The following is a 14,902-nucleotide window of genomic DNA, read 5'->3' as shown; positions in this document are numbered from 1 at the left end:
GCGGAGTTGAAGCCGGCGTAGTCGCCGAAGCCCGCCTTGGCGTAGATGAAGACCCCGGAGTCGAGGTCGGGTTTGCGGATGGCGAGGTTCTGGAAGACGAACGCGAGCATCAGCATGCCCGCGCCCGCGATCGCCCACGCGATGAGCGAGCCGAGGATGCCGGTCGCCACGCCGAAGCGCGCCGGAAGCGAGAACACGCCCGCGCCGACCATGCTGCCGACGACCATGCCGGTCAACGTGGGCAGGCTCATCCTGCCCGGCTGGGTCACCTGGGTGCCGCCCTCCGGGGCGACCGGGGTGGGCGCGATCGAGGGGGCGGCCACCGAGGGGACCGTGTCGGCCATGGTCGGTTCACTCCCGTGGGATCGGTGATCGGTCCGGGATCTGGCTCATCGACACGACCCGCAGGTCGAGGTCGCGACCGTTCTCCCCGCGGCCGCGTCGAGCGGCGTCGACCCGGGCGGGGCCACCGTGCCCAGCCGGCGTCGCCGCCGGATCGTCCGCGGGAGGTGAAGTTCACCCACCGGCCCCGCTCCACCCACCCGCCCGGGGCGCGGGGCGCCCGTCGTCGCGGCGTCCCGGTCGCGGGGCGGCGCTGCGGGATTTCATCTCCTGCGGGGGGGCGGGGTGCACCGCGCGGGGACGACGGTGGGCCCCCGCCCGCGTGCGCCGCGGGTGGCGGATCACTCGAGGCGAACCCGGGAGGGCGCCGTGTCTCAAGAGGGCGTTGTGTCGTCTCCAGAGGGCGTTGTGTCGCAGCAGGGTGCTGTGTCGGAACAGGGTGCTGTGTCGCAGCAGGGTGCTGTGGCCGGTCCGCATACCACCCCCGCCTCGGCGTCGACCCCGCCGGCCGGCGAGCAGGTCGGCGCCCAGCCGTTCACGCCGTCCGCGGCCCGGCCGGTCCCGGGGTGGCGCCGGATCGCCCTGGTCGGGTTCGGGCTGCTCACCGTCCTCTACGGGCTGCTGGTGATGAGCCTGCGCCCGGCCGCGCTCGTGACCGTCGCGATCCTCATCGGGTTCGCGCTGATCGTCGGCGGGGTGACGCAGCTCGGGCTCGCCCCCGAGGTCGAGCGCGGGTGGCGCTGGCTCGCCTACCTCGGCGGCGCCGTCGGGATCGTCGCGGGCCTCGCCGCGTTGTTCTGGCCCGCGTTGACGCTGTTCGTGCTCGCGGTGGTCACGGCCTGGTCGCTGGTGATCAACGGCGTCGTGCGGATCGTCGACTCGGTCACCGCCCGCGGCCGGGACATGTGGTGGTTGGGGCTGCTGGCCGGCGTGCTGGAGCTCGGGCTGGGCCTGTGGGCCATCGGCTCGCCGGGCCGTGAGCTGCTCCTGCTGGTGAACCTGATCGGCATCTACCTCGTCATCGCGGGCGTCGACGCGATCGTGGCCGCGTCGACCGCCACCAGGAGGAACGCGCCATGACCGACCCGATCCCGCCCGCCGACCCCGCCGCGGCCTACGGCGTCCACTCCGAGGTCGGCCCGCTGCGGAAGGTCCTCGTCTGCGCGCCGGGGCTCGCGCACCTGCGGCTGACCCCGTCGAACTGCGACAAGCTGCTGTTCGACGACGTGATGTGGGTGCAGAACGCCCGCCGGGACCACTTCGACTTCGTGAACAGGATGCGCGAGCGCGGGGTCGAGGTCGTCGAGCTGCACGACCTGCTGGCCCAGACGATGGCCATCCCGGACGCCAAGGCGTGGCTGCTCGACCGCAAGATCGTGCCGAACGAGGTCGGACTGGGCCTGGTCGAGGACACCCGCGCCTACCTCGACGGCCTGGAGGAGCGCAGGCTCGCCGAGCTGCTCATCGGCGGGCTGTCCACCGCCGACCTGCCCGGGGACTTCCGGCCCGGCTACGTCGCGCTCGCCCGGGAGTCCACCGGCGTCCCGGAGTACCTGATGCCGCCGCTTCCCAACATGCTCTACACCCGCGACACCACGTGCTGGATCTACGGCGGCGTCACGCTCAACCCCCTCTACTGGCCCGCCCGCCACGACGAGACGCTGCTCATGAAGGCGATCTACGCATTCCACCCCGACTTCGCCGACGCCCACGTCTGGTGGGGCGACCCGGAACAGGAGTGGGGGCTCGCCACGCTCGAGGGCGGCGACGTCATGCCGGTGGGCAACGGGGTCGTCCTCATCGGGATGAGCGAGCGCACCTCGCGACAGGCGATCACGCAGCTCGCCGCCACGCTCTTCGCCGAGGGCGCGGCGGAGCGGGTGATCGTGGCCGGCATGCCGAAGCTGCGCGCCGCCATGCACCTCGACACCGTGTTCACCTTCGCCGACGTCGACTGCGTGACCGTCTACCCGGAGATCACCGAAGGGATCCACACGTTCACGCTGCGGCCGGGCGACAAGGACCCGGTCGAGGTCACCGAGGAGAAGCTCTCCTTCCTCGACGTCGTCACCGAGGCGCTCGACCTCGCGAAGCTGCGCGTCGTCGAGACCGGCGGCGACGCCTACGCGGCCGAACGCGGCCAGTGGGACAGCGGCAACAACCTCGTCGCCCTCTCGCCCGGGGTCGTGGTCGCCTACGACCGCAACACCCACACCAACTCGCAGCTGTGCAAGGCGGGCATCGAGGTCATCACGATCGTCGGCGCCGAGCTCGGCCGCGGGCGCGGCGGTGGCCACTGCATGACCTGCCCGCTGCAGCGCGACCCCGTCGACCGCTGACGGCCGGGACGGCCGGCGGGAGCATGATCGAGCTCCGCGCCCGGCACGGGTGGGTCGACCACCTGCTGCGCGCGGGCGCCCGCTACCACGAGCGGCGCGGCAACCACTTCGCCGCGGCGATCACGTTCTTCAGCGTCCTCAACGCGATCCCGCTGCTGATGATCGCCTACGCGACGGCGGGGTACGTGCTCGCCGGCAACCCCGCGCTGCTCGACGCCCTCGACGCGGCCACGGCCCGTGCGGTCCCGCCCGAGCTGGCCGAGCGGATCGAACCGGTCGTCGCCGCCGCGGTCGAGCAGCGGGGCGCCGTCGCCGGCACCGGCCTCGTCGCCGCGCTGTGGGCGGGCACCTGGTGGATGTTCAACATCCGCGAGGCGATCTCCGCGCAGTGGGAGATCCCGCCGCGCAGCCCGCTGTCGCCGCGGCGCCTGCTCTCCGACGTCGTCGCGCTCGCCGGGCTGTGGGCCGCCGTGCTCGGCTCGCTCGCGGTGAGCGCCGTCGGCACGAGGCTCGGCAGGGTCGTGCTCGACGCGCTCGGGTGGCCGGGCGCCGACTGGTCGCCGCTCACCCGCGTGGTCGCGGCGCTGCTTGTGAGCCTCGCGGCCGACTGGCTGATCCTCGTCTGGATGCTCACCCGCCTGCCGCGAACGCGACGGCGCATCCACGGCGCCGGGCGGGTCGCCCTGCTCGGCGCGGTCGGGCTCGAGGCGCTGAAGCAGGGGCTCGCGATCTACCTGGGCCGGGTCACCGGCACCCCGGGGGGGTGATCTTCGGATCGGTGCTCGGGGTGCTGGTGTTCGCCTACCTCGTGGCCCGGTGCCTGCTCTTCCTCACCGCATGGGCGGCCACCGCGCCCGTCGACCGGGAGCCCGCGCCCTGACGGGCGAGCATCCGGGCGAGCCCGACGGCGAGCGCCGTGGCCGCCGCCAAGGTGGCGGCCGCGAGGCCGATGTAGGCGTGCACGCCCGCTGCCGAGTTCACCGCCACCCCGTCGACGACCACCTGGGTGGAGGCGAGCACGGCCGCGCCCACGAACGCCATGAGCACCGACCCGAGCCCGCCCACGATCGTGACCAGGCTGGCGACCCCGCTCTGGCGGTCGCCGGGGGCGAGCGTGCCGGCCAGGTTGAAGCCGGTGCCGATCAGCGCCCCCATCGTGGTCTGGAGCAGGAACGAGCAGGCGATCGCGCCCGGCAGCCACGACGCCCCGGCGAGCATCCCGGCCGCACCCGCGGTGCCGAGCGCCGTCGCCGCGGCGAGCGTCGCGGCCGGCCCGATCCGGGTGGCGAGCCAGCCGGAGAGCACGCCACCGACGACGATCCCGACGGCGGGGATCCCGAACAGCAGGCCCAACACGCCCTGCGCGTCGAGGCCGTAGCCGAGCCCCTGTTCCGACGAGACCTGCGCGATCAGGCTGAGCAGCTGGTCCATGCTCTGCGTCGCGCCGGTGGCGATCACGATGACGAGCAGCGTGAGCAGGAGCGGGCGGCCGAGTCCGCCCAGGTCGATCACGGGGTCGGCGATCCGGCGGGAGCGCAGGAACCACCAGGTGAGCGCGCCCGACCCGGCGGCGAGGAGGGCGAACGGGATCGGACCCGCCCAACCGATCTCCGGGCCCGCGCTGATGTAGCCGAGCACCAGGGCGAGCCCCGCGCCGAGCAGCACGGCGCCTGCGACGTCGAGCCGGCCCGCCGTCCGGACCGGGGACTCGGGCACGACGGCGCGAACGGACGCGGCGGCGACGGCGCCGAGGGCCGCGGCGGCCACGAAGACGACGCGGAACCCGAACGCGGCCCCCAGCGGCTCGAGGACGAAGGCGGAGCCGAAGTTCACCAGCGCCGCGCCGGTGGTCACGATGCCCACCGCGGGCATCGCGATCCGCGGTGCGCACAGCTCGCGGACGATCGTGGCCGAGAGGAATACCGACGCGGCCACGGCGCCCTGCGCCATGCGACCCAGGACGAAGACGGCGAGGTTGGGGGCCAGCGCGCAGACGACGGACCCGGCGCAGCCGACGAGCAGCGTGGCCACGAGCATCCGGCGCTTGCCGTGGATATCGGCGGCCCGGCCCAGGAGCGGCGCCCACATCGCGCCGGCCAGCAGCGCGCCCGCGCTGATCCAGGCCGCCTGGTCGGTGCGGAAGTGCTCGAGCATCTGGGGGAGGAACAACAGCGGCGCCACGGCCACCGCGTCGGCCGTCAGGTTCCCGACGAGGAGGGCGGCGATCTGGGCGGCGAGGCGCGGGTTCCACCGGTCGTGCGGGGTCGGGCCCGGGCGGGCGATCGGTGTGGTCGTCACGGAGGTCCTTCCGGTGGTGGGGATCAGTTCCCCGCCACCGTCCCGGGCACGGGTGAAGCCCGATCATGGCGCGGGTCGGAATCCGGTAAGAGGCGGCCCGCGCCGACCGTGAACCCGATGACCGCGCCGCCCCCGGGCCGGTTGCGGGCGAACGCGGTGCCGTCGTGGGATTCGGCGATGTCGGCGACGATCGCGAGGCCGAGCCCCGAGCCGGGCAGCGACCGCGCGGAGTCGGCCCGGTAGAACCGGTCGAAGACCCGGTCGACGTCGCCGGGAGCGAGGCCCGGCCCGCGGTCGGCGACCGTGATCGTGCCCCGGCGCACGACCACCTCGATCGGCGCGGTGCCCGCGGTGTCGAACTTCGCGGCGTTCTCCAGCAGGTTCCCGACCGCCCGCTCCAGCGCGTGCCGCCGCCCGCGCAGCCGGGTGCCGTCGGAGTCGACGCGGATCGCCCGCCCGCTGCGGCGCCGGGTCCGGTCGGAGGCGGTCCGCACGACCTCGGTCAGGTCGACGTCGGCCTCCTCCTCGTCGGCGCGGCGGGCCAGCGCGAGGGTGATCAGCTCCTCGACCAGGTGGGACAGCTCCCGGGTCTCGCCTTCGACGTCGGCGAGCAGCCGCTCGCGCGCCCGCGGGTCGAGCCGGTCGAGGCGGCGCAGCACGCTCGTGTTGGTGCGCAGGCTCGTCAGCGGGGTGCGCAGCTCGTGCGCGGCGTCCTGGATCAGCCGCTCCTGCGCCTCCCGGGACTCCGCGAGCCGCCGCAGCATCGTCGTGAACGACGACGCCAGGCGGGCCACCTCGTCGCGCCCCTGCACCGGGACGGCACGGTGGCCGAGCGGGTCGTCCGGCCCGGCCGCGGTGACCCGCTCGGCGACCGCGGCGAGCCGGACCAGCCGCCGGGCGATGCGGTGCGCCAGGAGCCACCCGAGGCCCGCTGCGGCGACCGAGACGAGCACGGCCAGCACGGCGATCTCCTTGGCGAGCCCGCTCAGCACCTCCCGGGAGGCGTTGATGTCGATCCCGACCTGCAGCGCCCCGCGCCCCTCGCCGAGCGCGGTGCTCAGCACGCGGTAGGCGACGCCGCTGGTCTCGTCGCCGACGGCCACCTCGGTGGTGCTCGTCGCGCCGCGGTCGGCGGTGGTCGCGAGCACCCGGTCGGCGTCCCGGACCGGGAGGGTCACCGGCCGCCCGCCGAGCGGGGTGACCGTGCCGTCCGGGGCGATCCGCTGGGCGACCAGGCGCCGCTCGACGAGCCCCGGCGACGGCGCCTCCAGCACGTCCTCCGAGCCGTCGAGGACGGCGGCCGTCGCGGTCTGCAGGGTGTGGTCCACCTCGCCGGTGACCCGCTCGACCGCCGAGTAGAACGCAAGCACCCCGACGGCCGCGGCGACGGTGGCGGCGACCGCGGCGAAGGCCACCGCGAGGCGGGTCGGGAGGGTCACGGCCTGCGCATCGCGTAGCCGACGCCGCGGACGGTGTGGATCACCGGCGGCGCGCCGGCCGCGGCCAGCTTGCGCCGCAGGTACCCGATGTAGACGGCGAGGTTCTTCGAGTCGGCGCCGAAGTCGTAGCCCCAGATCCGCTCGTAGACCCGCGCGTGGTCGAGCACGATCCCCGCGTTGCGCATGAGCAGCTCGAGCAGGTCGAACTCGGTCCTGGTGAGCGAGAGCTCGGTGGCCGCCCACCACGCGCGGCGGGCCGCCGGGTCGAGCCGCAGGTCCCCGACCGAGAGCGCCGGCTCGCGGTCGTCGGCCACGGGGGCGGCGCGGCGCAGCAGCGCCCGCAGCCGGGCGAGCAGCTCGTCCAGCTCGAACGGCTTCGGCAGGTAGTCGTCGGCGCCCGCGTCGAGCCCGGCCACCCGGTCCGGCGTCTCGACCCGCGCCGTGAGCATCAGCACCGGCACCCGGTTGCCGTCCGCGCGCAGGACGCGGCAGACCCCGAGCCCGTCGAGGCCGGGCATCAGCACGTCCAGCACGAGCAGGTCGAACGCGTCGCGGCGGGCGCGGGTGACCGCCTGCACGCCGTCGTCGACCCCGACCACCCGGTACCCCTCGAGCTCCAGCGCGCGGCCCAGCGACTCGCGGATCGCGCGGTCGTCGTCGGCGACGAGCACGGTGTGGGCCATCGTCACGCCTCCAGCCGGGCGGCGAGCCCGGCGAGGACGACGCCGAGGTGGCGTTCGAACCGGGCGTCGCCGTCGTCGCGGACGTGGCCCGCGGCCTTGACCAGCTCGGCGCCCTCGCCCAACCAGGCGTCCCGCCCGTCGACCGAGTAGCGCGGCGAGCCGGACTCCCGTGGCTGGTTGCGCTCCTGCTCCTCGATGACGAAGCCGACCACGAACGCGGTGACGATGTCGAGGGCGTCGTCGGCGGCGGCGAGGGAGAAGCCGGCTTCGGTCAGGCGGGCGAGCCACGCCTCCTTCGCCTTCACCACGTCGGGATCGGATAGCCGGGTGCCGCTGAACATGCGCGCGCCGTCGCGGTGGCGCAGGTACTCCGCGCGCAGGACGCGGGCGTAGGTGGCGAGGTCGTCGCGCCAGGTCTCGCCCGGCGGGAGCGCCGAGAGGGTCTCGGTGACCCGGCGCATGACGACCGTGGCCATCTCGTCGAGCAGCTCCTGCTTGTTGCGCAGGTGCCAGTACAGCGCGGGCGCCTGCACCTCGAGCCGGGCCGCGAGGGCGCGCACGGTGATGCCCTCCATGCCCTTCTCGTCGAGCAGGTCGAGCGCCGCCGCCACGATCCGGTCCCGCGTGATCCCCTTCGCCACGGTTGACACCTTAACAATGTTCAGGCACGGTGGGAAACGATCCAACTGAACTTTGTTAAGGAGTGTGGGATGCGAGCTGCGGTCGTCACCTCGCCGGACGCGTCGCCGGTGTGCGCGGACTTCCCCGCGCCGGAGGGAGGGGAGGGGCGGGCGCCGCTGCACCTCGTCGGCGCGGGCCTGCACCACGTCGTGCGCGGGCTCGCCGCGGGCGCCCACTACGGCAGCGACGGCGCCTACCCGCTCGTGCCGGGCGTGGACGCGGTGGCCCGGACCGACGACGGGCGGCTGGTCTACACCGGCCTCGCCCGCGCGCCGTGGGGCACGATGGCCGAGCGGATGGTGACCCCGTTCGCGGTGGAGCTGCCCCCGGGCGCCGACCCGCTCGCGGTCGCCGCCGGCATGAACCCCGCCCTGGCGGGCTGGATGCCGCTGGTCGCCCACCGCGAGGAGGCGGGCGAGCTCGGCACCGTGCTGGTGCTCGGGGCGACCGGCGCGTCCGGGCGCCTCGCCGTGCGGGCGGCGCTCGCGCTGGGCGCGAAGCAGGTCGTCGCGGCCGGCCGCGACGCCCAGGAGCTGGAGCGGCTGCGGGGCCCCGGCGTCGTCACCGCCTCCCTCGCGGCCGGCGGGGCCGACCTCGCCGCGGCCGTCGCGGAGGCACAGCCGACGCTCGTGCTCGACTTCGTGTGGGGGCCGGTCGCGGAGGCCGCGTTCGCCGCGCTGCTCGGCAGCGGCCCGCGCGCCGCCGTCCCGCCGGTGGGCTACGTGCAGATCGGCTCGCTCGCCGGCGCCGAGGCGGCGCTGCCCGCGGCCCTGCTGCGCAGCAGGCGGATCCGCATCAGCGGCAGCGGCGCGGGGTCGGTGTCGAAGGCGCAGATGATCGCCGAGGTCCCGGAGGTCCTCGCCCGCTTCGGCGACGGCACGTTCGACGCGCCCTACACCGCCTACCCGCTCAGCCGGGTCGGCGAGGCGTGGGCGCACCGGGGGCGGACCCGCGCCGTGGTCGTCCCGGGCTGACACACTCCCCTCCGTGGAGGGGGACTACCCGGTCGAGCTGCTCGCCAGGGCGCCCGCGCCCGCCTACCGCGGCGAACCACCCTTCGCGCTGTGGCACCTCAGCGAGGACCCGACGCTCGAGGTGTTCCACCCCCGGGCGGGCGGGTCGGGGGAGCCGCTGGTGTGGGCGGTGGACTCCCGGCACGCCCCGCTGTTCTGGTTCCCCCGGGACTGCCCGCGGGGCTGCATCTGGCCCGGGCCCGCCACCAGCGACGAGGACTCCGAGCGGTTCTTCGGCCAGAGCGGCGCGCAGCGCGTGCACGTGATCGAGTCGGCGTGGCTCGAGCCGATGCGCACCTGCCGGCTGTACGCCTACCGGTTCCCGGCCGCGCCGTTCCGGCCGCACGAGGTGGGCGGCTACTGGGTCGCGGGGGAGACGGTGGTCGCGTTGGAGCGGGTCGAGGTCGGTGACCTGCTGGTCCGGCACGCGGAAGCCGGGATCGAGCTGCGCGTCACGCCGTCGATCTGGCCGTTCTGGCGCCGGGTGGTCGGGTCGACGGTCGAGTTCAGCGGATCCCGCCTCCGCAACGCCGCACCCCACCCGGAGCAGCTGGCCTGATCGGCCCGGGATCCGGCGCTCTGTCCGACGCCCGCACCGCCACGATTTGCGCGTCCTGCGAAGGCCCGGTTCGGTGGGCAGCAGGCGCAGTGACCTGCCCGTCGGAACCCGCTGGAGGAGCCCGCCATCGGCCGCCGAACCACCCGCCGCCCCGTGGTCGCCGTGCGCCCGGGGACGCGCACCCGCAGGCCGGACACCCTGGCCGTCGAGGAGCCGCTCGAACTGCGGGTGAACGGCGAGCCGCTCGCGGTCACGATGCGGACCCCGGGCGACGACGTCGAGCTCGCCCACGGCTTCCTGCTCACCGAGGGCGTGATCGGCGCGGCGGACGACGTCGTGCTGGCCCGCTACTGCGACTCCCGCGACGCCGCGGGCCGCAACACCTACAACGTCCTCGACGTGCTGCTCGCCCCCGGCGTGCCGGCGCCCGCGGCGCAGGTCGAGCGGCGCTTCTACACCACCTCGTCGTGCGGGGTGTGCGGCAAGGCCTCGCTCGACGCCGTGCGCACCGTCGCCCGCTTCCCGCCGGGCGACGACCCGGTCCGCGTCACCACCGGCACGCTCGTCGCGCTGCCGGACCGGCTGCGGGCCGCGCAGCGGGTGTTCGACACCACCGGCGGGCTGCACGCCGCCGCGATCTTCACCGCCGACGGCGCGCTGCTCGTGGCCCGCGAGGACGTCGGGCGGCACAACGCGGTGGACAAGGCGATCGGCCGGGCGCTGCTCGACGGGCGGTACCCGGCCCGCGGCACGGTGCTGGCGGTGTCGGGGCGCGCGTCGTTCGAGCTGGTGCAGAAGGCGGTGATGGCGGGGATCCCGGTGCTCGCCGCGGTCTCCGCGCCGTCGTCGCTCGCCGTCGACCTCGCCCGCGAGACCGGCACGACGCTGATCGGGTTCCTCCGGGGCGAGACGATGAACGTCTACGCAGGCGCGCAGCGGGTGCTCGACGCCGACCCGCAGGGCGAGCCGGACGCCGCGTCGCGGGCCACTGTGCCGACCCCTGTGCCCGCCGCCGGTTCCGCGGCGTCCCGAACCGCGCCGGATCCGCCGCTCGGGGTTTGAGGCGATCGCGGTGCGGGCACGATCGGGTTCGGAGGTGTCCGCGTGGGTGTTCGGCGATGGTTGCAGAGCTGGCCCGTCTACCGGCAGCTGACCGGGGCCGACCCGCTCGGCCGCGGCGCCGCGGCCGTGTCGCCGCGGTACGCCGCGATGCGCCCGCGCACCGAGGAGGCCGACCGCGTCGCGAAGTCCGTCTGCCCCTACTGCGCGGTGGGGTGCGGGCAGCGGGTGTACGTACGCGACGAGCGGGTGACCCAGATCGAGGGCGACCCCGACTCGCCGATCTCCCGCGGCAGGCTGTGCCCGAAGGGGTCGGCGAGCCTGCAGCTCGTGACCGGGCCGCAGCGCCAGGACACGGTCCTCCACCGCGCCCCGTACGCCACCGAGTGGACCGAGCTGGACCTCGCCACGGCGATGGAGATGGTCGCCGACCGGGTCGTGGACGCCCGGCGCCGCGGGTGGCAGGACACCGACGAGCACGGCAACGCGCTGAACCGCACGATGGGCATCGCGAGCCTGGGTGGCGCCACGCTGGACAACGAGGAGAACTACCTCATCAAGAAGTTGTTCACCGCGTTGGGCGCCATCCAGATCGAGAACCAGGCGCGCATTTGACACTCCGCCACCGTCCCCGGTCTGGGGATCTCGTTCGGGCGCGGCGGCGCCACCGACTACCAGCAGGACCTGGCCAACTCCGACTGCATCATCATCATGGGCTCGAACATGGCCGAGGCCCATCCGGTCGGGTTCCAGTGGGTGGTCGAGGCCAAGGCGGCGGGCGCCCGCGTGATCCACATCGATCCGCGGTTCACCCGCACCAGCGCGCTCGCCGACACCTACGTGCCGCTGCGCGCCGGCACCGACATCGCGTTCCTCGGCGGCGTCATCAACCACGTGCTCACCCACGACCTCGACTTCCGCGAGTACGTGCGCGCCTACACGAACGCCTCGTTCCTCGTGGAGGAGGGCTTCGCCGACACCGAGGACCTCGACGGCCTGTTCACCGGCTACGACCCGGAGACCGGCACCTACGCCCGCGACTGCTGGCAGTACGAGTGCGTCGAGGCCGAGCGCACCGAGCACGAGGGCGCAGGGCCCGAGGGTGACCGGGACGGCTCTCCCGGGTCGGGCCACGACTCCGCGATGGACCAGGCCCGTTCCTCGCCGCTGGCGCACGGCGCGTCCGGGGCGCCGCTGCGCGGGGCGGCCGGTGAGATCCGCAACGACCCGACGCTCCAGCACCCGCGCTGCGTCTTCCAGATCCTCAAGCGCCACTACTCGCGCTACACGCCGGAGATGGTCGAGAAGATCTGCGGCACGCCGCGGGAGAAGTTCCTCGCCGTGTGCGAGGCGTGGACGGCCAACTCGAACCGCGAACGCACCACGGCGCTCGTCTACAGCGTCGGCTGGACCCAGCACAGCGTGGGCGCCCAGTACATCCGGGCCGGCTCGATCGTGCAGCTGCTGCTGGGCAACGTCGGCCGCCCGGGCGGCGGGGTGTTCGCGCTGCGCGGGCACGCGAGCATCCAGGGCTCGACGGACGTACCGACGCTGTTCAACCTGCTGCCCGGCTACCTGCCGATGCCGACGGCCGGCTCGCACCCCGACCTCGAGTCCTACCTCGACGACATGCGCAGCCCGACCCAGAAGGGCTACTGGACCGGCGCGGACGCCTACACGGTGTCGCTGCTCAAGGAGTACTTCGGCGAGCACGCCACGGCCGACAACGACTACGGGTTCGGCTGGATCCCGCGCATCAACGGCGACCACGGCACCTACCGCACCGTGATGGACATGGTCGACGGGGGGAAGGTCTTCGGTTACTTCCTGCTCGGGCAGAACCCGGCCGTCGGGTCCGCGCACGGGCGGCTGCAGCGCTTCGGCATGGCGAACCTCGACTGGCTGGTCGTCCGCGACCTGGCGATGATCGAGAGCGCCACGTTCTGGAAGGACGGGCCCGAGATCGAGACCGGCGAGATCGTCCCGGAACGCTGCCGGACCGAGGTGTTCTTCTTCCCCGCGGCGTCCCACGTGGAGAAGTCGGGCACCTTCACCCAGACCCAGCGGATGCTCCAGTGGCGGGAGAAGGCGGTCGAACCGACCGGCGACCGGCGCTCCGAGCTGTGGTTCTTCTACCACCTGGGCCGCCTGGTCCGGGAGCGGCTGGCCGGCTCGGACGACCCCCGCGACACCCCCGTGCGCTGCCTCGACTGGAGCTACGCGACAGAGGGGGACGGCGACTGGGCCGAGCCGTCCGCCGAGGACGTGCTGCGGCGCATCAACGGCTACCGGGTCGAGGACGGGAGCCCTCTGGGCAGCTACCTCGACCTCGCGGCCGACGGTTCCACCGCGTGCGGCTGCTGGATCTACAGCGGCGTCTACGCCGACGGCGTGAACCAGGCGGCGCGGCGGGTCCCGCACGACGAGCAGGGCCCGTACGACAACGAGTGGGGCTGGACGTGGCCGGCCAACCGGCGCGTGCTCTACAACCGCGCCTCGGCCGACCCGGACGGCAGGCCGTGGAGCGAGCGCAAGAAGCTCGTGTGGTGGGACCCGGAGAAGGGGGAGTGGACCGGCAACGACGTCCCCGACTTCCCGAAGAACACCCCGCCCGGCCACGTCCCGCCGCCGGGCGCCGTCGGCCCCGAGGCGCTGCGCGGCGACGACCCGTTCATCATGCAGGCCGACGGCAAGGGTTGGCTGTTCGCGCCGCACGGGCTGCTCGACGGGCCGCTGCCCACGCACTACGAGCCGCACGAGTCGCCGATCCCGAACCTGCTCTACGGGCAGCAGGGCAACCCGACGCGGCGGGTGTACGGGCGCACCGACAACCCGTCGAACCCGGCGCCGCCGGAGCTGCACCGCGAGTGCTACCCGTTCGTCCTGACCGCGGCCCGGCTCACCGAGCACCACACCGCGGGCGGCATGAGCCGCCAGCTGCCCTACCTCGCCGAGCTGCAGCCGGAGCTGTTCATCGAGGTCTCACCGGAGCTCGCCCGCATCCGCGGGCTCGCACACATGGGGCGCGCGCACGTCGTGACGAGCCGGGCGGCGGTGGAGGCGCGGGTCGTCGTCACCGACCGGCTCGCGCCCCTGCACGTCGACGACCAGGTCGTGCACCAGGTGTGGATGCCCTACCACTTCGGGCACACCGGTCTGGTGTCCGGTGACGTCGTCAACGACCTGCTCGGTGTGGTGACCGACGCCAACGTCTTCATCCAGGAGAGCAAGGTGGCCACCTGCGACGTGCGGCCGGGGCCGCGCCCGCGCGGGGAAGCGCTCACCCGGATGCTCGCCGAGACCCGGGAGCGGGCCGGCATCACGATCGAGACGGGCACGCGGATCGCCACCGCCCACGGGGTGTTCCCGAAGGCGCACGTCGACGACGAGGAGGGCACGACGTGAGCGCAGGGCGCAACCGGCTGGCGGGCCCGCTCGACGACGTCGCGGGCGAGGCGGGCCACCCGGCCGACCACCCGCCGCGCGTCGGGTTCTTCACCGACACCTCGATCTGCATCGGCTGCAAGGCCTGCGAGGTGGCGTGCAAGGAGTGGAACGACGTGCCCGAGGACGGGCTCGACCTGCTCGGCATGTCGTTCGACAACACCGGCATGCTCGGGGCGAACTCGTGGCGGCACGTCGCGTTCGTCGAGCAGCCGCGCCCGCTGGGCCACCAGGACCCGGGGCTCGTCGGCCTGCCGACCGGCCCGACCGGCGACGGGGCGATGACCGAGGCGGTGCAGCCCCGCCTGCGCGCCGCCGAGCGGGGCGGCTCGGAGCTGGGGACGAGCCCGCTGCACGAGCCCGAGCACGCCGGGCGGGTGCAGGACCTCGGCATGCCCGCCTTCACCCGGCCCGGCGAGGCCGCCGGTCCCGACGGTCGGACGGACGTGCGCTGGCTGATGGCCTCCGACGTCTGCAAGCACTGCACCCACGCCGGGTGCCTCGACGTCTGCCCGACCGGCGCGCTGTTCCGCACCGAGTTCGGCACCGTCGTCGTGCAGCAGGACATCTGCAACGGCTGCGGCTACTGCGTCTCCGCCTGCCCGTACGGGGTGATCGACCGGCGCCCGGGCGACGGCCGCGCCCAGAAGTGCACGCTGTGCTACGACCGGCTGCGCGGGGGCCTCGAGCCGGCGTGCGCGAAGGCGTGCCCGACCGACTCCATCCAGTACGGCGAGCTCGACGAGCTGCGCGAGCGCGCCGACCGCAGGCTCGCGCAGCTGCACGAGCTGGGCGTGACCGAGGCCCGGCTCTACGGCCGCGACCCCGACGACGGCGTCGGCGGCGACGGCGCGTTCTTCCTGCTGCTCGACGAGCCGGAGGTCTACGGCCTGCCTCCGGACCCGGTGGTGCCCACCCGCGACGCCGTCGCGATGTGGCGGCGGGCGGGCGCGGCGGCCGCCGCGTTCGCGCTGGCCGGCGTCGCCGCGTTCGCGTCCGCCGCGTTCGGGGGTCGCCGGTGAGCGGGCCGCACGACCCCGTCACC

Annotated in this window: 13 protein-coding genes; 8 read left to right on the top strand and 5 right to left on the bottom strand. The window is 74.4% G+C overall.

What is annotated here, in order from left to right:
- Positions 1-344 (bottom strand): amino acid permease (locus VKZ81_RS09620; protein WP_324241114.1); only part of this gene is annotated, 344 nt, incomplete at its 3' end.
- 460 nt (positions 345-804) lie between these two features.
- Between VKZ81_RS09620 and VKZ81_RS09615 the strand changes: the two genes are divergently transcribed.
- Genes VKZ81_RS09615 through VKZ81_RS09605 form a run of 3 tightly spaced genes read left to right on the top strand, consistent with a single transcriptional unit; the run spans position 805 to position 3,448 of the window.
- On the top strand, positions 805-1,422 hold the full coding sequence (locus VKZ81_RS09615) for an HdeD family acid-resistance protein (protein ID WP_324241113.1): 618 nt from the start codon (positions 805-807) through the stop codon (positions 1,420-1,422).
- Positions 1,419-2,681 (top strand): arginine deiminase, encoded by a 1,263-nt coding sequence (gene arcA, locus VKZ81_RS09610; RefSeq protein ID WP_324241112.1) that lies wholly within the window; start codon positions 1,419-1,421, stop codon positions 2,679-2,681. Before VKZ81_RS09615 ends, arcA begins: the two co-directional genes overlap by 4 nt.
- A 23-nt stretch (positions 2,682-2,704) precedes the next feature.
- Positions 2,705-3,448 (top strand): YhjD/YihY/BrkB family envelope integrity protein, encoded by a 744-nt coding sequence (locus VKZ81_RS09605; protein ID WP_324241111.1) that lies wholly within the window; start codon positions 2,705-2,707, stop codon positions 3,446-3,448.
- Between the two features lie 34 nt (positions 3,449-3,482).
- On the opposite strand, the gene VKZ81_RS09600 is transcribed toward VKZ81_RS09605, so the two are convergent.
- The 4 genes from VKZ81_RS09600 to VKZ81_RS09585 are packed head-to-tail and all read right to left on the bottom strand — an operon-like array spanning position 3,483 to position 7,742.
- Positions 3,483-4,979: an MFS transporter gene (locus VKZ81_RS09600; RefSeq protein ID WP_324241110.1), complete on the bottom strand. Its 1,497-nt coding sequence runs from the start codon at positions 4,977-4,979 to the stop codon at positions 3,483-3,485.
- A gap of 23 nt (positions 4,980-5,002) precedes the next feature.
- Entirely contained in the window at positions 5,003-6,418 is a 1,416-nt protein-coding gene (locus VKZ81_RS09595; RefSeq protein WP_324241109.1) for a HAMP domain-containing sensor histidine kinase, read from the bottom strand.
- Entirely contained in the window at positions 6,415-7,101 is a 687-nt protein-coding gene (locus VKZ81_RS09590; RefSeq protein WP_324241108.1) for a response regulator transcription factor, read from the bottom strand. The genes VKZ81_RS09595 and VKZ81_RS09590 overlap by 4 nt, the downstream gene beginning before the upstream one ends.
- 2 nt (positions 7,102-7,103) lie before the next feature.
- Positions 7,104-7,742 carry a TetR/AcrR family transcriptional regulator C-terminal domain-containing protein gene (locus tag VKZ81_RS09585; protein ID WP_324241107.1) on the bottom strand — a complete coding sequence of 213 codons (639 nt, stop codon included), beginning with the start codon at positions 7,740-7,742 and terminating at the stop codon, positions 7,104-7,106.
- A gap of 69 nt (positions 7,743-7,811) precedes the next feature.
- On the opposite strand from VKZ81_RS09585, the gene VKZ81_RS09580 reads away from it, so the two are divergent.
- The 5 genes from VKZ81_RS09580 (at position 7,812) to VKZ81_RS09560 (ending at position 14,879) form a co-directional block, all read left to right on the top strand.
- The gene (locus tag VKZ81_RS09580; protein WP_324241106.1) at positions 7,812-8,756 is read left to right on the top strand and encodes a zinc-binding alcohol dehydrogenase family protein; all 945 of its coding nucleotides are present in this window, start codon (positions 7,812-7,814) and stop codon (positions 8,754-8,756) included.
- Positions 8,757-8,769: 13 nt separating this feature from the next.
- Positions 8,770-9,354: a DUF6886 family protein gene (locus tag VKZ81_RS09575; protein ID WP_324241105.1), complete on the top strand. Its 585-nt coding sequence runs from the start codon at positions 8,770-8,772 to the stop codon at positions 9,352-9,354.
- 126 nt (positions 9,355-9,480) lie between these two features.
- On the top strand, positions 9,481-10,416 hold the full coding sequence (gene fdhD / locus VKZ81_RS09570; RefSeq protein WP_324241118.1) for a formate dehydrogenase accessory sulfurtransferase FdhD: 936 nt from the start codon (positions 9,481-9,483) through the stop codon (positions 10,414-10,416).
- A gap of 42 nt (positions 10,417-10,458) precedes the next feature.
- Positions 10,459-13,818 (top strand): formate dehydrogenase, encoded by a 3,360-nt coding sequence (gene fdh / locus VKZ81_RS09565; protein WP_324241104.1) that lies wholly within the window; start codon positions 10,459-10,461, stop codon positions 13,816-13,818.
- Positions 13,815-14,879 (top strand): 4Fe-4S dicluster domain-containing protein, encoded by a 1,065-nt coding sequence (locus VKZ81_RS09560; RefSeq protein WP_324241103.1) that lies wholly within the window; start codon positions 13,815-13,817, stop codon positions 14,877-14,879. Before fdh ends, VKZ81_RS09560 begins: the two co-directional genes overlap by 4 nt.
- Positions 14,880-14,902: the final 23 nt, after the last annotated feature.

The sequence above is a fragment of the Pseudonocardia sp. genome (genome assembly GCF_035305885.1).
In the GTDB taxonomy this organism is placed as follows: domain Bacteria; phylum Actinomycetota; class Actinomycetes; order Mycobacteriales; family Pseudonocardiaceae; genus Pseudonocardia.
The sequence above is the reverse complement of the archived record's forward strand: the minus strand, read 5'-3'. Positions and strand labels throughout refer to the sequence as shown.